The 21411-nt window shown below is 65.8% G+C and carries 30 protein-coding genes; 16 read left to right on the top strand and 14 right to left on the bottom strand.

The window, feature by feature from the left end; translation table 11 throughout:
* The first annotated feature begins 50 nt into the window (after positions 1-50).
* The 5 genes from cofD to BZB76_RS08510 all read left to right on the top strand — a co-directional run bounded on the left by cofD (position 51) and on the right by BZB76_RS08510 (position 5719).
* A complete protein-coding gene (cofD, locus tag BZB76_RS08530) occupies positions 51-995 on the top strand; it encodes a 2-phospho-L-lactate transferase (protein WP_121433757.1) in 945 nt (314 codons plus the stop codon).
* A complete protein-coding gene (locus tag BZB76_RS08525; RefSeq protein WP_121433756.1) occupies positions 992-2278 on the top strand; it encodes a coenzyme F420-0:L-glutamate ligase in 1287 nt (428 codons plus the stop codon). Before cofD ends, BZB76_RS08525 begins: the two co-directional genes overlap by 4 nt.
* An 819-nt stretch (positions 2279-3097) precedes the next feature.
* The gene (locus tag BZB76_RS08520) at positions 3098-3832 is read left to right on the top strand and encodes an ATP-binding cassette domain-containing protein (protein ID WP_121434573.1); all 735 of its coding nucleotides are present in this window, start codon (positions 3098-3100) and stop codon (positions 3830-3832) included.
* Complete coding sequence (locus tag BZB76_RS08515; protein WP_121433755.1) at positions 3832-5088, top strand: ABC transporter permease; 1257 nt, start codon at positions 3832-3834, stop codon at positions 5086-5088. Before BZB76_RS08520 ends, BZB76_RS08515 begins: the two co-directional genes overlap by 1 nt.
* Positions 5089-5224: 136 nt before the next feature.
* Positions 5225-5719, top strand: a complete 495-nt coding sequence (locus BZB76_RS08510; RefSeq protein ID WP_147449377.1) for a hypothetical protein — start codon at positions 5225-5227, stop codon at positions 5717-5719.
* A gap of 10 nt (positions 5720-5729) precedes the next feature.
* Here BZB76_RS08510 and BZB76_RS08505 read toward each other — a convergent pair whose 3' ends face one another.
* Positions 5730-6878, bottom strand: coding sequence for a methyltransferase domain-containing protein (locus tag BZB76_RS08505; protein WP_121433753.1), 1149 nt, complete (start codon positions 6876-6878; stop codon positions 5730-5732).
* A 330-nt stretch (positions 6879-7208) separates the two neighbouring features.
* Between BZB76_RS08505 and BZB76_RS08500 the strand changes: the two genes are divergently transcribed.
* A complete protein-coding gene (locus BZB76_RS08500) occupies positions 7209-9758 on the top strand; it encodes a bifunctional FO biosynthesis protein CofGH (protein WP_121433752.1) in 2550 nt (849 codons plus the stop codon).
* Here the strand turns inward: BZB76_RS08500 and BZB76_RS08495 are convergent, their stop codons facing one another.
* Genes BZB76_RS08495 through BZB76_RS35225 form a run of 4 tightly spaced genes read right to left on the bottom strand, consistent with a single transcriptional unit; the run spans position 9759 to position 10553 of the window.
* Positions 9759-9965 carry a BldC family transcriptional regulator gene (locus BZB76_RS08495; RefSeq protein ID WP_121433751.1) on the bottom strand — a complete coding sequence of 69 codons (207 nt, stop codon included), beginning with the start codon at positions 9963-9965 and terminating at the stop codon, positions 9759-9761. It abuts the gene before it with no gap.
* 20 nt (positions 9966-9985) lie between these two features.
* Positions 9986-10129, bottom strand: a complete 144-nt coding sequence (locus tag BZB76_RS34645) for a hypothetical protein (RefSeq protein WP_170180550.1) — start codon at positions 10127-10129, stop codon at positions 9986-9988.
* Positions 10126-10263 carry a hypothetical protein gene (locus tag BZB76_RS35230; protein WP_211342910.1) on the bottom strand — a complete coding sequence of 46 codons (138 nt, stop codon included), beginning with the start codon at positions 10261-10263 and terminating at the stop codon, positions 10126-10128. Before BZB76_RS35230 ends, BZB76_RS34645 begins: the two co-directional genes overlap by 4 nt.
* Positions 10260-10553, bottom strand: a complete 294-nt coding sequence (locus BZB76_RS35225) for an ATP-binding protein (RefSeq protein WP_211342909.1) — start codon at positions 10551-10553, stop codon at positions 10260-10262. The genes BZB76_RS35230 and BZB76_RS35225 overlap by 4 nt, the downstream gene beginning before the upstream one ends.
* Positions 10554-11086: 533 nt before the next feature.
* Here BZB76_RS35225 and BZB76_RS08485 point away from each other — a divergent pair.
* Genes BZB76_RS08485 through BZB76_RS08460 form a run of 6 tightly spaced genes read left to right on the top strand, consistent with a single transcriptional unit; the run spans position 11087 to position 13053 of the window.
* Complete coding sequence (locus tag BZB76_RS08485; protein ID WP_147449376.1) at positions 11087-11944, top strand: helix-turn-helix domain-containing protein; 858 nt, start codon at positions 11087-11089, stop codon at positions 11942-11944.
* A gap of 14 nt (positions 11945-11958) precedes the next feature.
* Positions 11959-12165: a DUF397 domain-containing protein gene (locus BZB76_RS08480; RefSeq protein ID WP_121433749.1), complete on the top strand. Its 207-nt coding sequence runs from the start codon at positions 11959-11961 to the stop codon at positions 12163-12165.
* Between the two features lie 11 nt (positions 12166-12176).
* Complete coding sequence (locus BZB76_RS08475) at positions 12177-12380, top strand: DUF397 domain-containing protein (RefSeq protein WP_337959744.1); 204 nt, start codon at positions 12177-12179, stop codon at positions 12378-12380.
* A gap of 13 nt (positions 12381-12393) precedes the next feature.
* The gene (locus BZB76_RS08470) at positions 12394-12600 is read left to right on the top strand and encodes a DUF397 domain-containing protein (protein ID WP_121433748.1); all 207 of its coding nucleotides are present in this window, start codon (positions 12394-12396) and stop codon (positions 12598-12600) included.
* A gap of 11 nt (positions 12601-12611) precedes the next feature.
* Positions 12612-12815 (top strand): DUF397 domain-containing protein, encoded by a 204-nt coding sequence (locus BZB76_RS08465; protein ID WP_337959743.1) that lies wholly within the window; start codon positions 12612-12614, stop codon positions 12813-12815.
* 13 nt (positions 12816-12828) lie between these two features.
* Positions 12829-13053, top strand: coding sequence for a DUF397 domain-containing protein (locus BZB76_RS08460; protein WP_246006829.1), 225 nt, complete (start codon positions 12829-12831; stop codon positions 13051-13053).
* 100 nt (positions 13054-13153) lie between these two features.
* Here the strand turns inward: BZB76_RS08460 and BZB76_RS08455 are convergent, their stop codons facing one another.
* The 6 genes from BZB76_RS08455 to BZB76_RS08430 all read right to left on the bottom strand — a co-directional run bounded on the left by BZB76_RS08455 (position 13154) and on the right by BZB76_RS08430 (position 16657).
* On the bottom strand, positions 13154-13966 hold the full coding sequence (locus tag BZB76_RS08455; protein WP_121433747.1) for a phosphotransferase: 813 nt from the start codon (positions 13964-13966) through the stop codon (positions 13154-13156).
* A 12-nt stretch (positions 13967-13978) separates the two neighbouring features.
* Positions 13979-14455: a glycine-rich domain-containing protein gene (locus tag BZB76_RS08450; RefSeq protein WP_121433746.1), complete on the bottom strand. Its 477-nt coding sequence runs from the start codon at positions 14453-14455 to the stop codon at positions 13979-13981.
* A gap of 102 nt (positions 14456-14557) precedes the next feature.
* Positions 14558-15043: a hypothetical protein gene (locus tag BZB76_RS08445; RefSeq protein ID WP_147449375.1), complete on the bottom strand. Its 486-nt coding sequence runs from the start codon at positions 15041-15043 to the stop codon at positions 14558-14560.
* A gap of 34 nt (positions 15044-15077) precedes the next feature.
* Entirely contained in the window at positions 15078-15932 is an 855-nt protein-coding gene (locus tag BZB76_RS08440) for a helix-turn-helix domain-containing protein (RefSeq protein ID WP_121433744.1), read from the bottom strand.
* Positions 15933-15935: 3 nt separating this feature from the next.
* Positions 15936-16451 carry a DUF6879 family protein gene (locus tag BZB76_RS08435; protein ID WP_121433743.1) on the bottom strand — a complete coding sequence of 172 codons (516 nt, stop codon included), beginning with the start codon at positions 16449-16451 and terminating at the stop codon, positions 15936-15938.
* Positions 16451-16657, bottom strand: a complete 207-nt coding sequence (locus BZB76_RS08430) for a hypothetical protein (protein ID WP_121434569.1) — start codon at positions 16655-16657, stop codon at positions 16451-16453. The genes BZB76_RS08435 and BZB76_RS08430 overlap by 1 nt, the downstream gene beginning before the upstream one ends.
* 216 nt (positions 16658-16873) lie before the next feature.
* Here BZB76_RS08430 and BZB76_RS08425 point away from each other — a divergent pair, with 216 nt between their 5' ends.
* Positions 16874-17188 (top strand): hypothetical protein, encoded by a 315-nt coding sequence (locus BZB76_RS08425; RefSeq protein ID WP_121433742.1) that lies wholly within the window; start codon positions 16874-16876, stop codon positions 17186-17188.
* Between the two features lie 26 nt (positions 17189-17214).
* Complete coding sequence (locus BZB76_RS08420; protein WP_121433741.1) at positions 17215-17430, top strand: NUDIX domain-containing protein; 216 nt, start codon at positions 17215-17217, stop codon at positions 17428-17430.
* Positions 17431-17804: 374 nt separating this feature from the next.
* On the opposite strand, the gene BZB76_RS08415 is transcribed toward BZB76_RS08420, so the two are convergent.
* From BZB76_RS08415 to BZB76_RS08405, 3 genes are all read right to left on the bottom strand, one after another.
* Positions 17805-18320, bottom strand: a complete 516-nt coding sequence (locus tag BZB76_RS08415) for a DUF6879 family protein (protein ID WP_121433740.1) — start codon at positions 18318-18320, stop codon at positions 17805-17807.
* Positions 18292-18546, bottom strand: coding sequence for a hypothetical protein (locus tag BZB76_RS08410; protein WP_147449374.1), 255 nt, complete (start codon positions 18544-18546; stop codon positions 18292-18294). Before BZB76_RS08410 ends, BZB76_RS08415 begins: the two co-directional genes overlap by 29 nt.
* 425 nt (positions 18547-18971) lie before the next feature.
* Positions 18972-19436 (bottom strand): DUF6326 family protein, encoded by a 465-nt coding sequence (locus BZB76_RS08405; protein ID WP_121433738.1) that lies wholly within the window; start codon positions 19434-19436, stop codon positions 18972-18974.
* Between the two features lie 161 nt (positions 19437-19597).
* Here BZB76_RS08405 and BZB76_RS08400 point away from each other — a divergent pair, with 161 nt between their 5' ends.
* Both BZB76_RS08400 and BZB76_RS08395 read left to right on the top strand, forming a co-directional pair.
* Complete coding sequence (locus BZB76_RS08400) at positions 19598-20752, top strand: sensor histidine kinase (protein WP_121433737.1); 1155 nt, start codon at positions 19598-19600, stop codon at positions 20750-20752.
* Positions 20749-21396 (top strand): response regulator, encoded by a 648-nt coding sequence (locus BZB76_RS08395; protein WP_121433736.1) that lies wholly within the window; start codon positions 20749-20751, stop codon positions 21394-21396. Before BZB76_RS08400 ends, BZB76_RS08395 begins: the two co-directional genes overlap by 4 nt.
* Positions 21397-21411: the final 15 nt, after the last annotated feature.

Here is a 21411-nt window from a genome sequence, read left to right as displayed (position 1 = left end):
ACCACCGGGCTGGACGGGGCGCCGGGTCGCGTGATGAATAGGGTGCTCCCATGAAGATCGTGGCGCTGGCGGGCGGTATCGGGGGCGCCCGCTTCCTGCGCGGGCTCCGGTCGGCCCTCCCCGAGGCGGAGATCACCGTGATCGGCAACACGGGGGACGACATCTCCTTGTTCGGCCTGCGTGTGTGCCCTGACCTGGACACCGTGATGTACACCCTCGGCGGCGGCATCAACGAGGAGCAGGGCTGGGGCCGGACGGACGAGACGTTCACCGTCAAGGAGGAACTCGGCGCGTACGGCGTCGGCCCGAACTGGTTCGGGCTCGGCGACCGCGATTTCGCGACGCATATCGTCCGGACGCAGATGCTCGCCGCGGGATACGAACTCTCCGCGGTGACGGAGGCGCTGTGCGACCGGTGGAAGCCGGGCGTGCGGCTCATCCCGATGACCGACGATCAGGTCGAGACCCATGTGGTGATCGAGGACGAGCAGGGGCGCCGCGCGATCCATTTCCAGGAATGGTGGGTGCGGCTGCGGGCATCGGTTCCGGCACTGTCGATCGCGGCGGTCGGCGCAGAGGATTCGGCACCGGCCCCGGGCGTGCTGGAGGCGATCGAGGCCGCCGATGTCGTGGTCCTGCCGCCGTCCAACCCGGTCGTCAGTATCGGGACGATCCTGTCCGTGCCCGGCATCCGGGACGCGGTCGCGGCGAAGACCGTGGTCGGCGTCTCACCGATCATCGGCACCGCCCCCGTACGCGGCATGGCGGACGCCTGCCTGACCGCCATCGGCGTGGACACCTCCGCCCAAGCAGTCGCCGAACTGTACGGCCCCGACCTCCTGGACGGCTGGCTCGTCGCGGAGACCGACACGAACGTCCACGTCAAGGACATCGAGGTCCGCTCCCGCCCGCTCCTGATGACCGACCCGGACGCCACGGCCGCCCTCGCCCGCGCGGCCGTCGACCTCGCCGTCGAACTGAAGGAGGCCCGATGAACCTGGAGGTCTTCGGAATTCCGGGCCTGCCCGAGGTCACCGAGGGCGACGACATCGCCGCGCTGATCCCCGCCGAGACCGTCGCGGACGGCGATGTACTGGTCGTCACGTCCAAGATCGTCAGCAAGGCGGAGGGCCGGATCCGGTTCGCCGCCGACCGTGAGGCGGCCATCGAGGCCGAAACGGTCAGAGTCATCGCGCGCCGCACCCACGCCCACGGCGAGACCCGGATCGTCGAGACCCGTCACGGCCTGGTCCTGGCCGCCGCCGGAGTGGACGCCTCCAACACCGAACCGGGCACCGTCCTGCTCCTCCCCGAAGACCCGGACGCCTCGGCCCGCCGCATCCGCGCGGGCGTCCGCGACCGCACCGGCGCGAACGTCGCCGTGATCGTCTCCGACACGCTGGGCCGCCCCTGGCGCAACGGCCTCACCGACGCCGCGATCGGCGCCGCAGGCCTGGAACCCCTGCACGACCTGCGCGGCCAGGCCGACCCACACGGAAACCGCCTCGACGCGACCATCACCGCGGTCGCCGACGAGATCGCCGCGGCGGCCGAACTGGTCAAGGGCAAGCTGGACGGTGTTCCCATAGCCGTCGTACGCGGCCTCTCCGACCTGGTCACGAAGGAGGACGGCCCCGGCGCCCGCGCACTGATCCGTCCACCCGCCGAGGACATGTTCCGCTACGGCCCCTCGGAAGTCCTGGCGGCCCGCCGCACCATCCGCGAGTTCACTCCCGACCCGGTCGACCCCGCGGCGGTACGCCGCGCCGTCGCCGCCGCCATCACGGCCCCCGCCCCCCACCACACCACCCCGTGGCGCTTCGTCCTGCTGGAGTCGCCGGAGTCCCGCACCCGCCTCCTGGACGCGATGCGCGACGCCTGGGAGGCCGACCTGCGCCGCGACGGCTTCTCCAAGGAGTCGATCACCAAACGCCTACGCCGCGGCGAGGTCCTGCGCCGCGCCCCCTACCTGGTCGTCCCGTGCCTGGTCATGGACGGCTCCCACGACTACCCGGACGAACGCCGCTCCCGGGCCGAACGCGAAATGTTCGTCGTAGCCACCGGAGCAGGCGTGGAAAACCTCCTGGTAGCCCTGGCAGTAGAGGGCCTCGGCTCCTGCTGGGTCTCCAGCACGATGTTCTGCCGCGAAGTCGTCCGCGAGACCCTAGACCTCTCGTCCACCTGGGACCCCATGGGCGCCGTAGGCATAGGCCACCCCGCCGCACCCCCACGCAACCGTCCCCCACGCAACCCAGACGCCTTCATAGAAACCCGCTAACCACACCCACCCCCGCATCCATAGTCGACGTACTGGCCCTCACCAGTGACGGTCGATTCCTGATGCTCGACAGCGGGTCGGGCATCCCGCCTCTGCGAGCGGACAGAGCCGCACGGTCGGGCACCCACTTGCCGCCCTTTCGTCGAACAAGCGACAGCGCGCCGTCCGCCTACGGCCACCCGGAACTCGCCAATCACCACAAGTGCACACTTATGTGACTTGCGCACGCCCTCTCAATCGACATCGCTTAAGATTGACGTGGTCATCAAGACAACAGATGGTGGACGATCTGACCAAATGCCCACACATCGACCAGATCATGATGTCCCACGACGAACGGAGGCTGGATGACTCCTATCAAAGTGATCATCCAAGGTGCAATTCTCGGGATCACTCTATCCGGAGCGGGCTTAGTCCTGGCATCCACGGCGAACGCGGGAGGGACCAGCCCCAAAACCTCCTACGGCTGTTACGCCAAGTGGTGGAATACCTCCTGGTCTGGCTACTGCACGCCGTACACAGGAAGGGGCTCGGTCGGCACCCAGGGTTACTGCATGCCGGGAACGGGGTGGAGTACCCGTGGCCCCTATGCCCTGACCACAGGGCGCCACTACTCCGGATTCGGCAGCGGTGAGTGCACCATCAAGGTAAGGAAAGCCTCGACCTGGCCCGCGTAGATTAGCCAAGAGGTCACCGCGAGGCATGTATCATCCCTCAATGGTCTCGCGCTTGATCATCGAATGAGGTGGCCGGTGCCCATATCCTGATCCAAGGGCACCGGTCCTCGGATTTGGGGACGAAGTGGACGCTATTGTGCGGGTGTCGGGGCTGGTGCAGGGTTACGGGCGTACCAATGTCCTTGCCGGGGTCGATCTGGAAATCGGTCCGGGTGTGCTCGGCCTGCTCGGCCCCAACGGGGCGGGAAAGACGACTCTGCTGCGGACGCTGGCGACCACGACTCCGCCGCGGAGCGGAACGGTGGAGATCTGCGGCACCCGGGTGGCCTCGGAACGGACGGCCAGGAAGGCGCGGCGGGGTATCGGCTACCTGCCGCAGGAGTTCGGCTACCTGCCCGCCTTCACCGTGTACGACTTCGTTCGCTATTGCTCCTGGTTACGTGGGGTTCCAGGACGGCGGGCCCACGAGGCCACGGTCAACGCCATCGAGGCGGTGGGGCTCGCGGGCAGGCAGAAAACGAAGATGAAAGCCCTCTCCGGCGGGATGCTGCGGCGCGCCGGAATCGCCTCGGCCATCGTCGGCTCGCCCAAGTTGCTTCTGCTCGATGAGCCGACCGTGGGGCTGGACCCGGCGCAACGGCTGGAGTTCCGCGGGCTTCTCCGGTCGTTGGAGAACACCGCCATCGTGTTGAGCACACATCTGGTCGAGGACGTCTCCGCCATCTGCGACAACGTCATCGTGATGAGCGAGGGACGGTTTCTTTATTACGGCCCACCTCGTGAACTGGCTGAGATCGCGTCACCGGACGCCCCTGGCGACAACCCTCTTGAAAAGGGCTACATGACGGTGCTCGCGGGCAATGAGGTGCCCGCCTGATGCGCATGTTCTGGACAGAGGTGCGGCGCTCGCCCCTTCGTTGGTTGTTCCCGGTTCTCGTCTGCATCGATCTCGCGGCGTTGTTCGGCCGGGACACGTACTGGATAGGCGTATGGCCGCAGGCGAGCGCGGCGGCACAGATCCCGTCGCTGTTCTTCGGACCGGCCCTCGCGGCATCGGCGACCTGGGCCGCCGGGCGAGCGCACCGCCACGGTTTCGCCGAACAGTTGCGGGCCTCCGCGCTGCCGAGCTGGCGGCCGGAGATCGCGCTCCTGGCGTGCACGTTGGCCTACGGAATGCTCGCCTACGGCGTTGGAGTGGCCGCGGCGACGGTGGTGAGCCTGCCCGACGCGGGTTCCGGGTTCCTTTGGCCAGGATATGTATTGCTGGGAATGGGGAACGTGGTCGGCTGCGCGGCCGTGGGGCATGCGATCGGCCGTTGGGCACGTTCGGCGTTCATGGCGCCGGTCTGCTGCGGGATTGGTGTCTTCGTCCTGCTCGGTCTGTTCGGGCAGTCGCTCGGACTGTTCGTCCTCTCCGGCCACCCACAGGTCGAGGTCGTCGATTCCGCTCTCACGACACGACTCGTACTCGCGGCGGCGATCACGGGTTTGGCCCTGCTCATTCCCCTGGCCGCAGCGAAGGGAACGCAACGTTGGCGCTCCGGCCTCATGCCTCGCTTGACGGCGGCCGGGATCTGCGTGGGTCTTGTCGTCGTGACCTATGAAATAGCGTTGGGCGCATCACTCCAGACAGAGAGGGCCGCACCAGCTGAACCTCTGTGCTCCAAAGGAACACCCAGGGTTTGCGTCTGGCCGGAGGATCGGAAGTACCTGCCTGAACTGGAGAAGATGGCGAATAGGCTGGCCTCCCTCCCCTCGGACAGGTTCAAGGTGCCCTCTACCTTCATGGAGGCGGGGCTCGGGGAAGACAAGTACGCGGGATTTCAGATTATCGAGGGAAGCATGTGGTCGGTCTCTCCGAACATGGCGAGTTCCGTCCTCCAAGAGACCGTGAAACCGTATTGTCCCGCCGCGAACCAGGCGGCCGAGGACCGTCACATGCGCGCCACCTTCGAGTTGACTATCTGGCTTGAGGCGTGGGCCAACAACGCCGGTCAGCCCGCGAGTGTCGGCGGCGGCCCACCCGGTGTCGACCTGCGGCAGATCGGCGCCCTCGTCAAGCAGCCCGAGACGACCCAGTTCCAGTGGGCGAAACAACGGATCGACCAAATCAATGGGACGCCCTGTGCTTAGAAAGGGGCGAACCGTCTGGCGCTTTCTGCGAGCGCACCACCCCTACGGCACCCTCATCGGGATTCCGGCCGTTGCGGCCGCGGATGGCGTCGCGGGGTCGTGGAACTTGTGGATGCCCTCCGCCTACGCCGATGGGATGACGGTGGTGCCCTTCCGGCACTTCATTCCCATCGTCCTGGCGGCGATCGTCGTCGGCGGCCTGCACAGCTCGATGAGCGAGGTCCAGTCGACCGCGACCTTCGTCCTTCGCCGCTACGAGGTCGGCTATCTGGTGTGCGCCGCAACGGTCGCGATCGTCCTCCTCGGCATTGCGGAGGCTTTGGCGACGTCCACCGCGTCGGCTCTTCTCGTCATTCGGGGTTTCGTGGTCTGGATGGGCCTGGCTCTCCTGTCCGGACGGCTCCTCGGTTGGCTCACGAACTGGCTCCTGCCCGTCCTAACGGTGTTTCCCCTCGTCTATTACGGCTTGAACGCCGTCGGCAATGTGCAATGGTGGAATTGGACGGGCCAGCCGTCGAGCGACGCCGCGTCCTGGCTGATAGCGGCGACCAGCCTCGCAGTCGGAGCCACCGCATTCACCCTCACGCCGTGGCGTTTCCCCCGCCTGACGGTCCACTTCCGACCGAATTGAGGAGTCGCCCCTACCGGTCGATCCGGTGTTCTTCGGCGTCAAGCCAGACGTATTGGCCCTCGCAGGTGAAGGTCAGGCCCCAGCGGTCGGCGGCGGGCCGGTCAAGGCCGAGCCACCAGTGGTAGGCGTCCTCCACCTCCTGCCAGAGGTTCCGGTCGCCGAACTGCCGGACCGGGAACCGTTCGGCCCCTGGCTCGTGGTCAAGGCAGGCCCACGATCCCGACCACGGATCGACCAGCCATGCCGTGTACGCCCCACCGTCGTGGTGGGTGACGATTAGCTTGCAGCGCGGCACCTTCAGCCCGATCGCGAGGGACGCGTCATACTCGCCCAGCACGGAATAGGGGTGTGTCCGCGTGAACGACTTTCGCGCGCCGTCCAACTCACGCACGTCTCGGTGCAATGAGGCGCGCTTGCCGCGCTGGGCTCGCAGCCGCATGAACGCCACGTTCCCCACGATCCGGCCCCGCATGGTGCCGTCCCGGGCCACCAGAAAGGACACCAGGGCACCGTTATGAAAGTCGGTGGCCCACGGCACCAGCACCCGACCACCCGGACGGGTCTGAACCGCCCACGCCCGAGGCACACGATCGGCGGCGACGGTGGCGATCACCCGGTCGAAGGGTGCGGACGACCGACAGCCGACCGCGCCGTCCCCGATCGCGACCGTGACCGGGTATCCCGCATCGCTGAGAGAACGACGCGCCCGATCGGCGACCGCCGGATCGACCTCGACCGAGGTCACCTTGTCGGAGCCGAGCCGCTCGGCCAGCAGTGCCGCGTTCCACCCGGTTCCGGTCCCGATCTCCAGCACGTTCATACCGCGCTCGACGTCCAACGCCGCCAGCATCAGGGCGACCACGTCCGGACGGCTAACCGAGCTGGTGATTTCCCGGCCGACCCGCCCCGGCAGAAATGGAACGCCGTCGTCCACCTGCGTGATCACCGCATCGTTGGCGTAACACAACTCCAACCACGCTGCTTTGTCGTCGGCCCGGTCCACCGGCACCAACCGGTCGCCGTCCTCCACCCACACGGTTTCGGGAATGAACCGATGGCGAGGCACCGCCTCGAACGCGGGTCGCCAGTCCGCTGTCAGGTCGCCGGCGTCGGTCAGCTCGATGACGAGCCGTGCCGACAGCTTCGCCGCCTCAGGCACCTACGTGCCCCCCTTCCCGTGCTTGCCGCCGCCCTTGGGATCGTCCATCATCGGCCGTCTTTGTGGGACGGCGAGCCGCCAGCGCGCAGGCGAGCGAGGTGAGTTGTCTATGCGTGAGGGGAACACTGCGAAGCAGCACTGGCAACTCATATCGTCTAGGCGGCGACGCCGTGGGGGGTTCGTCGCCGCGCGAGCGTCCGGATGGGGTTGACGGTTGCCGGGTGGGACAGGCCGGGAATAGGTGTGGGGCTCTGTGGGCTGATCTGGGCGGCTGGAATTTCTATGGGTGCGGCTGGTCGCGGAATATGACGATTGGCATAGAGTGCCTGTATGGACGGCATGAGCTCCGCGCTCCGTCGGGCCCTCGCCCGTGCGCGTGACGGCAAGACACTGGACCGATCCGAGGCCACGACACTGTTGGGCGCCCGTGGGGCGCAGCTCGACGAACTGCTCGCCCACGCGGGCCGGATCCGGGACGCCGGTCTCGAGGCCGTGGGGCGTCCGGGCGTCATCACCTACAGCCGCAAGGTGTTCATCCCGCTGACGCGGCTGTGCAGAGACCGCTGCGGGTACTGCACGTTTGCGACCGTCCCGCACAAGTTGGACGCGCCGTATCTCAGCCCGGACGAGGTGCTGGAGATCGCGCGGCAGGGCGCGGCCATGGGGTGCAAGGAGGCTCTGTTCACGCTCGGGGACCGTCCCGAGGACCGGTGGAAGCAGGCCCGCGAATGGCTTGACGCGCATGGCTACGACGACACGCTTTCCTATGTGCGCGCGATGGCGATCCGGGTGTTGGAGGAGACCGGGCTGCTGCCGCATCTGAACCCGGGCGTGCTGACGTGGCGTGACTTCCAGCGGTTGAAGCCGGTTTCGCCGTCCATGGGGATGATGTTGGAAACGACGGCGACGCGGCTGTTCAGTGAGCGCGGCGGGCCGCACTTCGGGTCGCCGGACAAGGATCCGGCCGTCCGGTTGCGGGTTTTGGAGGACGCCGGACGGACGAACGTGCCGTTCACGACGGGCATCCTCATCGGGATCGGTGAGACGGTCGAGGAGCGCGCTGACGCGATCTTCGAGATTCGGCGGACGATGCGGGAGTACGGCGCGATCCAGGAGGTGATCGTGCAGAACTTCCGCGCCAAACCCGACACCAAGATGCGCGACGTCCCCGACGCCGAGCTGGAGGAGCTGGCCGCGACGATCGCGGTGACGCGGCTCATCCTCGGTCCGAAGGCCCGGGTGCAGGCGCCGCCGAACCTGGTCGCCGACCAGTACGAGTTGATGGTGCGTGCCGGGATCGACGACTGGGGCGGCGTGTCCCCGCTGACGCCCGACCATGTGAATCCGGAACGGCCGTGGCCGCAGATCGACGAGCTGGCCGCCCGGACGGCCGAGTCGGGCTTCGAGCTGCGCGAACGGTTGACGATCTACCCCGAGTACATACTGCGCGGCGAGCCGTGGCTCGACCCGCGGCTGATCGGGCACGTCGCGGCCCTTGCCGACCCGGAGACGGGACTCGCGCGGGAGGACGCCGTGTTGGAAGGGCGTCCGTGGCAGGAGCCCGACGGTGGTTTCGAGGCGTCCGGGCGGACGGAGTTGCACACCGAGATCGACACGATTGGCCGCACCAGTGACCGGCGCGACGACTTCGACGAGGTGTACGGCGACTGGGACGCGCTGCGGGAACGCATGTCCGCGCCGCAGCGGTTCGACGCGGATGTGAAGGCGGCCTTGGCGGCTGCGGAACGAAACCCCGCAGGGCTTTCGGACGACGAGGCGCTGGCCCTTCTCCACGCGGACGGCCCGGAACTCGACGCGCTGACCTCCCTGGCCGACGACCTGCGCCGCGAGGCGGTCGGCGACGAGGTCACCTATGTCGTCACCCGGAACATCAACTTCACGAACGTGTGTTACACGGGCTGCCGGTTCTGCGCGTTCGCGCAGCGCCGCACGGACGCCGACGCCTACACGCTGTCCCTGTCCCAGGTCGGCGATCGGGTGGACGAGGCGTGGGAGGCGGGCGCCACCGAGGTCTGCATGCAGGGTGGCATTCACCCCGACCTACCCGGAACCGCCTACTTCGACCTGGCTCGCGAGGTGAAGCGCCGCGCGCCAGAGATTCATCTGCACTCCTACAGCCCGATGGAGGTCGTGAACGGCGCGTCCCGCACGGATCTGTCGATTCGTGAATGGTTGGAGGCGGCGCGGGAGGCCGGGGTCGACTCGCTGCCCGGGACGGCCGCCGAGATTCTGGACGATGACGTCCGCTGGGTCCTGACCAAGGGGAAGCTGCCCGCCGACCAGTGGATCGAGGTCGTCACCACGGCACACGAACTTGGGATTCCGACGACGTCCACGATGATGTACGGGCATGTGGACACGCCCGCCCACTGGGTCGCCCACATCAAATTGCTCCGCTCCATCCAGGAACGGACGGGTGGGTTCAGCGAGTTCGTGTTGCTGCCGTTCGTCCATCACAACTCGCCCATCTATCTCGCCGGACTGGCGCGGCCGGGGCCGACCGTCCGCGAGAACGTGGCCGTGCACGCCCTGGCGCGGATCCTGTTGCACGGCGCAATCCCAAACATCCAGACGTCCTGGGTGAAGCTGGGCGACGAGCTGTGCACACAGGTCTTGCAGGGAGGCGTGAACGACCTGGGTGGGACGCTGATGGAGGAAACCATCAGCCGGATGGCCGGGTCGGAGAACGGCTCGTTCAAGCCAATCAGCGACCTGGAGGCGATCGCCGCACGCGCGGGCCGTCCGGCCAAACAACGCACCACCCTCTACGGCGAGGTTCCAGCCGAACGGCTGGAGGCGTCCCGCCGCACCGACGGCATCGGGCACTTCGGACGGCGGCTGCCCCTCGTCGGCACCTGATCAGGACACCGGGCCGCCGTGCTCGGAGTTCTGGAGCAGCGCCGTGACCTCCGCCCTGCGGTAGCGACGGTGCCCGCCGAGCGTGCGGACCGAGTTCAGCTTGCCCTCCCTGGCCCAGCGGGTCACGGTCTTGGGGTCGACGCGGAACATGGTCGCCACCTCGGCGGGGGTCAGTAGCTCCTCGAAGGTGACGTGCTGTTTCGACATTTGGGGGGTTGTCTCCTGTTTCAGTAGGTATGGCGTCCGGGGGTACGGCGAGGCGACCCGGCGATGTGGCGTCCGCCCCGCCGCTGGCACCCGACCAGGAGGACGACGGTCACCAGGCCCGTCACCGTCCCCAGGGCGAATGCCAGCACGATCGCGACGTTCACCGGACGACCTCGCAGGGCACGCCGCCGTCCAGCGCGGGGCGAGGCGTTTTCGACACCTCGGCCCAGACGGTCCGGGCCGAGGTGTGGGGGTCGACGACGTGACCCCAGCAGTCCGCGAGGGCCTCCAGGATCATGAGCCCGCGACCGCAGACGTCGTCGCCGCTCGGGCGCCGCGCCACCGGGACAGTGCTCCCGCGCCCGTCGTGGTGACTTCGAGCCGGAGCAGGTTCGGCCAGCAGAGCGCGACCAGGCGCACCCGTCCGTCCGGACGAGTGGCCGCGCCGGAGTGGTGGCACGCGTTCGTGACGAGTTCCGAGACCATCAGTTCGACGTCACCGACGTCGAGTCCCTGGACGTCGGCGAGCCACCCGCGCACACAGCGCCGGGCCCGTCCCGCCGCCGAGTTCTCGGCGGGCCAGGACACGTCCAGGAGCATTAGACTGCCGTCGGGTTCCGATACGGTTCCCGTGAGTATGGGCATCTTCGTCCATTCCGGGGCCGCGCCAGCCGCCCACCCTGACCACGTCAGGGCCTCGTCCACCTGGGCAAGAGGCGGACGAACGGGCAACACGGTCTTGCGTCGGCCCCTCCCTCTCTTCGATCCTGCTTTCGGCCAAGCGCTCTGATCAACGAGCACTTCTTGTGGTTAACGGCGCCTCCCGATTCGAGCGAAAGCACCGCCGCAACGTCCGCCCGGAACCTCGCCTAGGCATCTGGATCCGTATCAACCGAGCGTGGACACCCGAGCCGCACCAAAAGGAACGATGCGGCTGCCGGTAACCCAACCCGTATGGGACGGTGTCTCTGTGTGAGGTAGCCGACATCCGATCACTCTCGGTGAGGCGAACGTGACGCTGTTAGTATGGATGCAATAATTACTGATCACAAGCAATCATTCGAAGATCTTGGCCGAACTAGGCCGACCTGCCGTCACGTAACCGATCTTGGTGATTGGACATGTCGCCAAAACAGCCCACATACATCCCGTCAGTCCGAGCCCGTCGTCTGGCACGCTGGCTGAGCGACTTCCGCCTCCAGGCCGGTCTGAGCCAAGACTCCGTCACCGCCCGGCTCGGCTGGTCGCAATCGAAGCTCAGCCACATCGAACGGGGTCGCAACAAGGCGGCGCCAGCGGACGTCGCGCTCCTCCTCGACCTTTACGGCGTCGTGACCCCCGAACGCGAAGCCGTCATCGACCTCGCCGAGAAGGCCGACCAGCGTGGCTGGTGGACCGCCTACGCCGACGTCTTTAGCAGCCCTTATGTGGCTCTGGAGGACGAGGCTGCATTCATCGGTGAGTGGGCTCCCCAGATCGTGCCAGGCCTGCTTCAGACCCCGGACTACACGCGCGCCATCATGCGGGCGGGAAATCTCGAGCAGACCAGTGGGAAGGAGATCGAACGGCGAGTACGGGCTCGTATGGCCAGGCAGACGATCCTCACCCGCTCCGAAGGAGCACCGCGTCTCCACGTCATCCTCGACGAGTCGGCCATCTATAAGCGGATCGGCGGTCCGGAGACCATGCGAGAGCAACTCCGACGGCTCGTCAGCGACACCAACCGCCCGAACGTCACGATTCAAGTGCTCTCCACCTCGGTCGGTGAACATCCCGGCCTCGATGGCAGTTTCATCGTCCTAGAATTCGAGGAAGAAGAGGACCCCAACGTTGCCTGCGTGGAGGGGCTCCACGGGGTCGTCTACCTCGAAGATCAACGCCTAGTGACACGTTGTAGTGTCGCGTTTAGGCGCCTTCACGAGTTGGCGCTTAACCCGCAGGAGTCAGTGGCGCTCATCAGGGCCACTGCCGAACAGTAAAAGGTCCAGTCCAGATGCACAGTGCGCTAAACCTAATCGGCGCCTCCTGGCGCAAGAGCAGCCACAGCACCGGCGACGCCAGCACCTGCGTAGAGGTCGCCACCAACCTCCCCGCCGTCGTCGCCGTCCGCGACAGCACCGACCCCACCGGACCCGCCCTCCTCTTCACCCCTGCCACCTGGAGAACGTTCACCGACAAGCTCAAGCGCGACGAACTGTAGAGGTCGTCCACATGACCCAGATCGACCTATCACACGCCGACTGGTTCAAGAGCAGCCAGAGCGGGGACGCTAACACCGCCTGCGTAGAGATCGCCACCGTTCTCCCCCACATCGTGGCCGTCCGCGACAGCACCAACCCCACCGGGCCGACCCTCTTGTTCAGCTCAGCCACTTGGAAAACGTTCATAGACAGGCTCAAGAGCAGCGGACAGTAAAGGTCCAGCCCAAATGAACAGTGCGCTAAACCTAATCGGCGCCTCCTGGCGCAAGAGCAGCTACAGCGGCGACGCCAACAACACCTGTGTCGAGGTTGCCACCAACCTCCCCGCCGTCGTCGCCGTCCGCGACAGCACCAACCCCACCGGACCCGCCCTCCTCTTCACCCCTGCCACCTGGAGAACGTTCACCGACAAACTCAAGCGCGACGAACTATAGAGGTCGTCCACATGACCCAGATCGACCTGACACACGCCGACTGGCGCAAGAGCAGCCACAGCGGCGAAATCAGCAACACGTGCGTCGAAGTCGCCACCAACCTTCCCGCCGTCGTCGCCGTCCGCGACAGCACCAACCCCACCGGCCCGGCCCTCTTGTTCAGCTCAGCCACTTGGAGGACGTTCATAGACAGGCTCAAGAGCAGCGAGCAGTAAAGGTCCAGTCCACATGCGGAGCCCCATCGACCTGTCTGGCGCCGCCTGGCGCAAGAGCAACTACAGCGGCGAGAACGGCGGCTCCGTTGAGGTCGCCACCAATCTCCCCGCCGTCGTGGCCGTCCGCGACAGCACCGACCCCACCGACCCGACCGGTCCGGCCTTGGTGTTCAGCCTGTCTGCCTGGAAGAGGTTCACCAACAAGCTCAGGAACGACGAACTTCACTCCACCACCTGACGACCGCACTCGATCAGCAGAGGTCCGGTCCATATGTGTTAGATCGACTTGTTCTGCGCCAAGTGGTTCACAAGCTCCTGCAGCGGGCTTTGTCGGCTTCCTACAGAGCGCGGACAACGCGGTGACCTGCCCACCGCTGAGCTACAGCCAAATTGGCGGGGGGCGGTGCGGCTGGGTTGGTGGTGGCGCGCTGTCTCCACCGCTCGGCTGATGCGTGCGCGTAGCTGTTGATCACGCTGGGCACGGCGTCCACCCAACTCGGGAACAGGGCGGCCCATCGTTCGGCATCGGCGGGCGGGTGCCCGGCGTGGATCAACCAGGGGATGACCTGGCCTATCTCGATCCAAGGTGCGCCGCGTGATGCGAATCCCCAGTCCACCACATAGGTGCGGTGGTGTGGTGTGATGAGCAAGTTGCGCGGGTTGAGGTCGGTGTGGAGGAGAGCGTCACCCGCCATCGCGGACACGTCGGGCACAAAAGGTTCCCAACGGCGTTCAACACGCATCACGACCGCGTCAGGGCATGGGGTGCTTTGAAGTCGGCGGATCGTCTTGACCAGAGTGTTCAAGTCCGGGGAGCCCGGGGAGTAGTCGGCATGGCGGCCGTCGATGTGTTCGAACCCTACGGCGAGCCATCCCCCGGCTTCCACGGTCCACAGAAGCCGGGGGGCGAACTCCGGTACGCACGGGTTGATCAGGGCTTCTCTTCGCAGCGCGCGAACCTGGGCGCCGTCGTCGTCCGGTGCGGCCTTGGGGGCGGCCTTGACGAAGGCCCGCCCTACCGTTCCGGTCACCGAAGCGGCGAAGGCCGCGTTACTCCCGCCGGACGCGGCCTGAACGCTGCGAACCTGGCCTACCCGCTCTGCGATGCCGATCCGGATGTGCTCCGGAAGCCGCGCCCACTCGCCGCGCATCTGCGCCCTTCGTCAATCCGCGATGGTGCTGCACTCCGGTGGGCAGCACCCCGCCCCGGCGCCAGCCTCCCAGAACTCCATGTCCACGAAGTACCCCGTCGCGCGCAGTATCGGCACCGTACGCTCCAGCGCGGCCCCAGACAGGATGTCCGCGTCCACCACTGGCACGTGGTGAAGGTAGGCCCCAGCATGCTCCATGCCGAACTCGTAGTAGGGCTTGGTGCGCTTGAGGAAGGCGTGCCAGCCTTCATCGACGGGGATCGAGGGAACGATCCTGACCCAGTTCGCCGGGTCCTTGGCGGCGGCCTGGATGAGATCAGCGTGGGCCTTGAGGAACACCAGCGCCTGACCCATCAGGCGCTCAGCGTAGGCGCGAGTAACGTGGTTGTAACGCACGATGTCCTCGACGAGCAGCCCGAAGATCTCGGGCTTCACCAGTTCGCGGGGGTCCTTGACGGCCTTCGCCGTAATCTCGGGAGCGATGGTCATTCCCTTACCTCCTGTAGGTGTAAGCCCGGCCGATTACCGGGCCCTGTCCCCTGTGCGGCGAGGTCGGGGTCGAACGGACCCACCACAACCGCTTCGAGGGGTCTAGGCGCCGGGTTCGCCTCCGTCGTCCTGTTCAGCCACCTCGACCAGCTGCGACTCGGCGTAAGTGTGAACCTCGACGGTCTTCCGTGCGAGCATCCCCGCACGGGCCAGCGTTTCCTGGTAGGCCGCCTTGGTGATCTCCAGTGCGACGGCGGCCTCACCGGCCGTCTGAGCACCAACTGCACGACCGACGACATCGGCAACACCGTCTGCGTCATCTACTGTCCCGATCGTGGCGCCCGACTCCGCCCAGGCGAACCACCGCCAGCCGTCAGAGAAGTCCACCCCGATCTCAACGGACCGACGCGGCAACTCTGAGTTGATGGCATGCAGCACCGGCACGCCGCCGTGCGGAACCACGCCGCTCGACATCCCGTCACGCTTGCGCCCAGCCCCGTCAAGAACGGTTGGAAACGCCCGTCGCTGACCGGTTGGCATCGCCTGATCAGCGAAGACTCTCGCGTGTCGCGATCCGTCAAAGCTCATGCTCAGGACGGTATGAGCCCCGGTCGGGCGGGAGCTAGAAAGTTGCAGAATGTTGCAGCAACTCGTCTCGGACACTCAGCACAAGATCTCGAGCGGCCTGGCCGAACAAAGCCGACTCTCGCATCTCATTGAATACGGTTATATATACTTCGATCTCTTCAACCCAGGTGATATCCAAGGCTGCCGTCAATGTTTCGACTTTGACGAGATCATTATCGAAGATCCAAAAAGAAGTTTGCGTGTGTGCTCCCATCCCAGCACTTGCGGGAATGATGCCAAGCGAGACATTAGGTAGAGACATGGAGGCGATCACTCGATCGAGTTGTTCTAGCATCGTCTCGATGGATCCGACACGACTTCGCAATGTCTGCTCGGCGAGCAAGAAGACAAAGCGGCGCCCACCTTCCCTGAGCACTCTTTGGCGTTCAATGCGCGCCCGCGTTGCCGCTTCACGGTCGTCGGGGAGATTCAGCAATCGCGCCCAGTACGCCATACTCACTTCTGAGTAGGCAGAAGTCTGTAGCAGTCCCGGAATACTCCAATGCTCATGCACGCGAAAAAGGCTTGTCTTGGCATAGAGCGGTTCGATTTCCTCTTGAAGCCGCCGCAAGCCGTTCCGGGCCTGCTTGCGCCACTCGCGATACATGGTTTCGACTGCTCTTGCTTGAACGACCAGTTCCGTGATCTGATCCATTGCATCGCAAGCAGAACACCAAGCATGTATGTCAGCATCGGACAACCCCTGTTTGCCATGCTCGACACGTGAAACCTTGGTGTAGTGCCACCCCGTTATTTCTGCCAGCCTGCGGCCGGACAGACCAGCGTCTTTGCGGATGTCTCGCAGGCGGGCGCCAAACGCCTCCTTGGCCTGCTGGGCCGGACTGGTCACTGCTCAAGCTGGCTTGTACTCGCTGTGGGGAATAGCCTCATCCCACACTGCATTAAAGGCCGAATGGCAGAGCTTGATGTCGACGGGATCGGTGGACGTGGTGAAGTCGATATTCCGCCCGTTTCCGTCATAGTGATGGAACACCACAAGACGGCTGTCAAACATCCAAAAATCGTTGCCGGGGAAGGCCACGGACGAGACTCGGCGTCGTGGCATCCATCGGACTTCCGCGCCAGCATCGAGGTGAGGTTGCATGACACTATGCGACCAACGCTGATAGTTCGAGAGAGGCTCGGAGACAATATGGACCCGGCGGAATGACTTCCCGTCTCGAACACCTTCGCGTACGAGGTCGCACCAATCCCGCAACCACTCAAGATCGTCCGGCTCCCCCGCTGCCCACTTCGCCATGTGGGGCAATTCGATCTCAGTTCCGTACGAATCACGCATCTCTAGATGGATGGCTTCCCGGTCGAACCGAGTGAATAGCGCGTTGAACTCCTCGTAGGAGAGGCCCATTAATCACCTTTCTGGAAGAAGAATGGCACGAGTCGGTCAGGGATCTCGCAAGCGATCTCCCCTTCCGGGATGCCCATCTCCGCCAGGACATCCGGGTCAGTAATGACCCAGCCTTGCACGACCCAGCTACCCCGATCGGTTTTGTAGAGCGTCGGAGAGCCTTGGGGCTGCGAGTCCGGATCCTTGGCGACGAAGGTAATACGCATGGACACTCCTCATCCGCAGAGGTGCGCGATGTTGCGCCCCTGCGAGCCTCCGACACGGCTGTCATGGGTGTCAAGGTGTGGCCTGCAACACCTGGACGATTGACTACTGTCCCGCCAGCGCCATGCCGCCCGACTGGAGAACCTGCTGGCCGGACGAGCCGGCATCAGCGTGCTCACCCCGACCGACCCTGACCGAATCGCCACCTTTACGCCTTCGTGTTCACCATCGACCCGCACGCCGCCGGGTTCTCCCGCGACGATCTTCTCCGCGTCCTCCGGCAGCGCGGATACGGCGAGATCACCACCTGCGACTCGATGCGACCGCTGCACGCCTACCCCATCTTCGCTGCACCCCGATCACCGGTGACCGTCTACAAGGCATCGTGTATTCGGTGCAAACCACATGTGGCCGAACGTCTGGCCGCCACATCGCTGCGAGTCAGCGTTCCCGCCGACGACGGACCTGACGAACGCGCCTACATTGACACTGCGATGAACAACCTCCGCCAGGCCCTCAATGCCCTCGTCTGATCGTCCGGCCGCACTACCCTGCCAACGTGACCACCGCATCGGGCCTCAACATCCAGCAGTTGCAAGCCGACGCCGACCGCGACGGCATCACCAAACTCGTGGTCGGCGCCATCGTCCACACCGATGGCCAAGTGCTCATCCTGCGCCGCTCCACCGAGGACGCGTTCATGGCCGGTATCGAAGAGTTGCCCTCAGGCGGCGTCGAGCCAGGCGAAAAACCTGCTCACCGCTTTGGAACGTGAACTCGCCGAAGAAATCGGCTGGACCGGACCACTCACCCTTGATCGGGGCTTTGTCACTCATTTCGACTACATCTCCGGGTCCGGCCACAAAGCTCGCCAATACACATTCGGCCTCGCCCACCACGGTCGGCCCATCGTTTTGAGCACCGAACATACCGCCCACCGATGGCTCCACCCCGCCGACCTGCACGACTCCGATGTTACTGACGAGACCGCTCAAGCAGTCCGGGACTGGGCCGCCTCATAATCTCGGAGAGGTTCGGTCCAATGGTTCGCTCCACGGCCGGATGCGGACCGGGTCAGCTGCGACTCGATGCCGAACTGACTGGAGAGGCCCTGGTTGAGAAGGACATCGCTCGAACAAACAACCATCATTACCGCGGCTCGAACTCAGCCTGATCGACCGCCCGCGACCAGACCGCTTCGAACGCGGTGACGCACAGATCGATCACGGACGGATCCTCACTGAACTCGTCATAAAGGGGATGCCCGTCTCCCGAGAAATGGTGGAACCGCACGAGCCGGTCATCGAACACCCAGAAGTCGTTCCCCGGCAGCGCCAGATTCGACGCACGACGCCGGGACAGCCATCGGACCTGCTCACCTGCCGGAACGTTGTGCAGACCAGACACGGCATGCTCGAAACGGATGTAGTCGGTGACCGGCTCCGACACGAGTCTGGCCCTGTGCACGGCCACACCACGAGCGACCGCCGAACGGATGAGGCCGAACCACGCAGAGCCCGCACCGAACCCCTCAAGCCTGCCGGTTTCCTGCCATGCCAGAAATTTGGGATCGTCCGGAGTGTAAATGTCCCGCATCTCCAGATGAATCGCGGAACGCTTCGTGGCGGCGAGCAACTCAGGGAAGCTCGGGATGTTCCCCGACATCAGGTACCTCCAGTGCCTGCAAGACGATCTCCCGCATTCGCGCCGGGAGCCTCACCACGGTCTCGTAGTCCGCGACGGGGGTGTGTTCGGCCACCCCGGCGAGCGTTTCGGGATCGGTCACCGTCCACCCCACGAGAACGAAGTCGCCGGTGTCGGTGTCCACGAACACGGCAGGGCATTTGTCCTCATTCGTCTCGGGGTCTATGCCGATGCACACTAGTGCCATTGCGCCCTCCACGATGCACCCAGGATGACAGGCAGTTCGAACCTCCCTCGGGAGCCCGCCACGGTCAAGGGAAATCCGTAGCTCAGCTCCACCGCCTGGACGTCCTTCGACATCAAGATCAAGAACGACGGGCTTCGCTCGGACGCTTGACCCTTGCGCGCATGGACAAGGCTCCCGTCGCTTTCACGGCGGGAGCCTTTGTACGAAGGGGCTGTAAGCGTGCTTCGGGGGCGGGCACTGCTCGGTGGTGTGCCCCTGTGCGGGTGGCTGTGGCCATTGCGCTGAGCCACGGTTCGTCGGGACGTCGGTCAGCGAGCGTCCTGTACATGGACGCGTCGATCACTTGAGAGTCGGCGACCTTCCAGGCCGGGCGGCCGCTGCTCGGCCTGCTTGGGGTGTGGGTCTTCTGCTGGTCCGCGGTGGGCTTAGGCGGTGGCGGGTTGGCGGGGCCAGGTCCAGGCGGAGCGAAGGATGAAGGCGAGGAGTAGTACTTCGAGTCCGATGGAGAGGGCGTAGAAGTAGGAGTAGCTCCAGGTCTCCCCTGCCGCGTTGTACACCGTGACGGGGATGTAGAGCGCTGCGACGACGAGGTTGGTGATGCGGTTGGCGCGGGCGGGCAGTGTCGCGGAGAGCAGGATCATGAGGATCGGGACGGCCATGAGCGTGAGCGCCAGGCCGACGAAGGTCGGGCCGGTGTCGAAGTCGTGGACCCTGCCGGCCAGGAGGTCGTCGAGGAAGCCGGGCTTGTACAGGGCGAGGTAGTCGACGTAGATGTAGAGGAACATGAAGCTGGACCATGCCGATGCGATCTTGACCTGCACGGGCATGCGCAGGTCTTCCAGCGTGTTCTGGGACGGCGTATTCGCGGTGTGGGCTCGAAGTGTTCTCATGACTATGCTCCCTGGCTTGATCGGGTGGGTGCTTCCACCTTCACGGATGCCGGCGGCGGGCACATCGGCCGCGGAGGCTGGTTTGACCTGGCCTTATGCACAGCCGGGCTCTTGTACTTTTGGCGGATACACCGAGCGTGCGGGCTGCCTAGGCTGACCGGATGGCGACCAACGCACTCCGCTCGCTGTGGGCCGAACCTCGACCCGCGAACGCCCCTGGCCTGGGGCCGTGGGACTGGGTCTTGGTCGCAGTACTCGTGTGCTGGTCGGTGGTGGAAGCGGTGGTTCGCCAGGACCTGGCGCCAAGCCCACTGCTGCTAGTCGCGGTGCTCGCGGTTCTCGGCCCGCTGCTGTGGCGACGCACGCACCCGTTTGTCGCGGTTGTGGTCTCCTTTGGCATGTTGACGATCATTGACGTCTTCAGAGTCCTTACCGAGACGCAGGGCGCACTGCTGAACAGCAGCGTTGCGGTGTTGATCTTGGTCTACGCCTTGTTCCGGTGGGGTTCGGGTCGGGAAGCCGCGATCGGCTTGGGCGTCATCCTGGTCTGGCCGACTCTGATCACCGCCCTTGGCGCCGACTCCGCCACCGTGACGGAGGTGGCGGCGGGATACGCGTTCTTCCTGTTCGCCGCCGCGCTCGGCACCGCGATCCGTTATCGCACGAAGATCCGCCTCCGCGACATCGACCACGCCAAGGCCCGTGAGCGTGAGCAGCTCGCTCGTGAACTCCACGACACCGTCGCCCATCGCGTCTCGGGCATCGCCATCCAGGCCCAGGCGGGACGTGCCGTCGCGGCCTCCCACCCCGAGCGTGCCGTCGAGGCTCTGGCCGTCATCGAGGACGCGGCGTCCCGCACTCTCACCGAGCTGCGCTCCATCGTCGGCGTGCTTCGCGCCACGCAGGACACCGAGTTCGCGCCGCAGCCCGGTGTGGCCGAGGTCGAGCAGCTCGCCACCGATGGTGGGACGCGTCCCTGCGTCAAGGTGACGCTGTCCGGCGAGTTCGACGACCTCAGCCCGGCGGTCGGGGCCGCGATCTACCGTCTGGCCCAGGAGTCCGTCACCAACGCTCGACGGCACGCCCGTCACGCGACACAGGTCAATGTCGCGGTCACGGGTGACGTCGACCAGATACGGCTGATCGTTGACGACGACGGCTCCGCTGCGGGTGGCCGGGCACCGGAAGGAGGCTACGGTCTGGTGGGCATGCGGGAACGCGCCTCACTGCTCGGCGGCACCTTCCACGCGGGGCCCACAGCAGGGCGGGGCTGGCGGGTGGAGGCGGTCCTGCCTCGGACCGGGACGTCATCATGAGCATCAGGGTCCTCGTCGCCGACGACCAGCCCATCGTGCGCACCGGGCTGACCATGCTGCTCGACGCCCAACCCGACATCGAAGTGGTCGGTGCGGCCGCCGATGGGCGTGAGGCGGTCCGGCTGGCGCTCAAGCTGCGCCCCGACGTCGGTCTGTTCGACATCCGGATGCCGGTGATGGACGGTATCGAAGCCACCCGACGTCTCGCCGGTCCCGATGTCGCCGATCCCCTGCCTATCGTGATCATCACCACCTTCGACCTCGACGAGTACGTTCATGGGGCGCTCAAGGCCGGCGCCCGCGGGTTCATACTCAAGGACGCCGGGCCCGCCCTGCTGACCCAGGCCATCCATGCCGCCGCCGACGGAGACGCGTTGATCATGCCCAGCGTGACCGTCCGGCTGCTCGCGGCGTTCGCTCACGCGCAGGCTCCGTCACCGAGGCAGCCGACAGAACCGCTCACCGCCCGCGAGGAGGAAGTCCTCGTGACCGTGGCTCAAGGCCTCACCAACAATGAGATCGCCGGCAAGCTCTTCATCACCCCGAGCACCGTCAAAGCCCACATCGCCAGCCTCATGCGGAAGCTCGGCGCCCGGAACCGTGTCGAGGTCGCCATGTGGGCCCACGAGACCGGCCGCATCTGACGCCGTGGCCGGATG

This window comes from Actinomadura pelletieri DSM 43383, from assembly GCF_003634705.1.
Lineage (GTDB): Bacteria > Actinomycetota > Actinomycetes > Streptosporangiales > Streptosporangiaceae > Spirillospora > Spirillospora pelletieri.
Note: the sequence above shows the minus strand (reverse complement) of the source record. Positions and strands in the feature narration are given on the sequence as shown.

Bases quoted from the DNA above. Each gene is read 5' to 3' on its own strand.
- BZB76_RS08475 (WP_337959744.1), top strand. From the start codon at position 12,177: ATGACCCAGATCGACCTATCACACGCCGACTGGTTCAAGAGCAGCCAG.
- BZB76_RS08460 (WP_246006829.1), top strand. From the start codon at position 12,829: ATGCGGAGCCCCATCGACCTGTCTGGCGCCGCCTGGCGCAAGAGCAAC.
- BZB76_RS08495 (WP_121433751.1), bottom strand. From the start codon at position 9,965: ATGTCGAAACAGCACGTCACCTTCGAGGAGCTACTGACCCCCGCCGAG.
- BZB76_RS08480 (WP_121433749.1), top strand. From the start codon at position 11,959: ATGCACAGTGCGCTAAACCTAATCGGCGCCTCCTGGCGCAAGAGCAGC.
- BZB76_RS08450 (WP_121433746.1), bottom strand. From the start codon at position 14,455: ATGACCATCGCTCCCGAGATTACGGCGAAGGCCGTCAAGGACCCCCGC.
- BZB76_RS08410 (WP_147449374.1), bottom strand. From the start codon at position 18,546: ATGGCACTAGTGTGCATCGGCATAGACCCCGAGACGAATGAGGACAAA.
- BZB76_RS08525 (WP_121433756.1), top strand. From the start codon at position 992: ATGAACCTGGAGGTCTTCGGAATTCCGGGCCTGCCCGAGGTCACCGAG.
- BZB76_RS35230 (WP_211342910.1), bottom strand. From the start codon at position 10,263: ATGATCCTGGAGGCCCTCGCGGACTGCTGGGGTCACGTCGTCGACCCC.
- BZB76_RS08415 (WP_121433740.1), bottom strand. From the start codon at position 18,320: ATGTCGGGGAACATCCCGAGCTTCCCTGAGTTGCTCGCCGCCACGAAG.
- BZB76_RS08470 (WP_121433748.1), top strand. From the start codon at position 12,394: ATGAACAGTGCGCTAAACCTAATCGGCGCCTCCTGGCGCAAGAGCAGC.
- BZB76_RS08435 (WP_121433743.1), bottom strand. From the start codon at position 16,451: ATGGGCCTCTCCTACGAGGAGTTCAACGCGCTATTCACTCGGTTCGAC.
- BZB76_RS08510 (WP_147449377.1), top strand. From the start codon at position 5,225: ATGACGGTGGTGCCCTTCCGGCACTTCATTCCCATCGTCCTGGCGGCG.
- BZB76_RS08405 (WP_121433738.1), bottom strand. From the start codon at position 19,436: ATGAGAACACTTCGAGCCCACACCGCGAATACGCCGTCCCAGAACACG.
- BZB76_RS08400 (WP_121433737.1), top strand. From the start codon at position 19,598: ATGGCGACCAACGCACTCCGCTCGCTGTGGGCCGAACCTCGACCCGCG.
- cofD (WP_121433757.1), top strand. From the start codon at position 51: ATGAAGATCGTGGCGCTGGCGGGCGGTATCGGGGGCGCCCGCTTCCTG.
- BZB76_RS08465 (WP_337959743.1), top strand. From the start codon at position 12,612: ATGACCCAGATCGACCTGACACACGCCGACTGGCGCAAGAGCAGCCAC.
- BZB76_RS08485 (WP_147449376.1), top strand. From the start codon at position 11,087: ATGTCGCCAAAACAGCCCACATACATCCCGTCAGTCCGAGCCCGTCGT.
- BZB76_RS08430 (WP_121434569.1), bottom strand. From the start codon at position 16,657: ATGCGTATTACCTTCGTCGCCAAGGATCCGGACTCGCAGCCCCAAGGC.
- BZB76_RS08445 (WP_147449375.1), bottom strand. From the start codon at position 15,043: ATGAGCTTTGACGGATCGCGACACGCGAGAGTCTTCGCTGATCAGGCG.
- BZB76_RS08500 (WP_121433752.1), top strand. From the start codon at position 7,209: ATGGACGGCATGAGCTCCGCGCTCCGTCGGGCCCTCGCCCGTGCGCGT.
- BZB76_RS08455 (WP_121433747.1), bottom strand. From the start codon at position 13,966: ATGCGCGGCGAGTGGGCGCGGCTTCCGGAGCACATCCGGATCGGCATC.
- BZB76_RS08395 (WP_121433736.1), top strand. From the start codon at position 20,749: ATGAGCATCAGGGTCCTCGTCGCCGACGACCAGCCCATCGTGCGCACC.
- BZB76_RS08515 (WP_121433755.1), top strand. From the start codon at position 3,832: ATGCGCATGTTCTGGACAGAGGTGCGGCGCTCGCCCCTTCGTTGGTTG.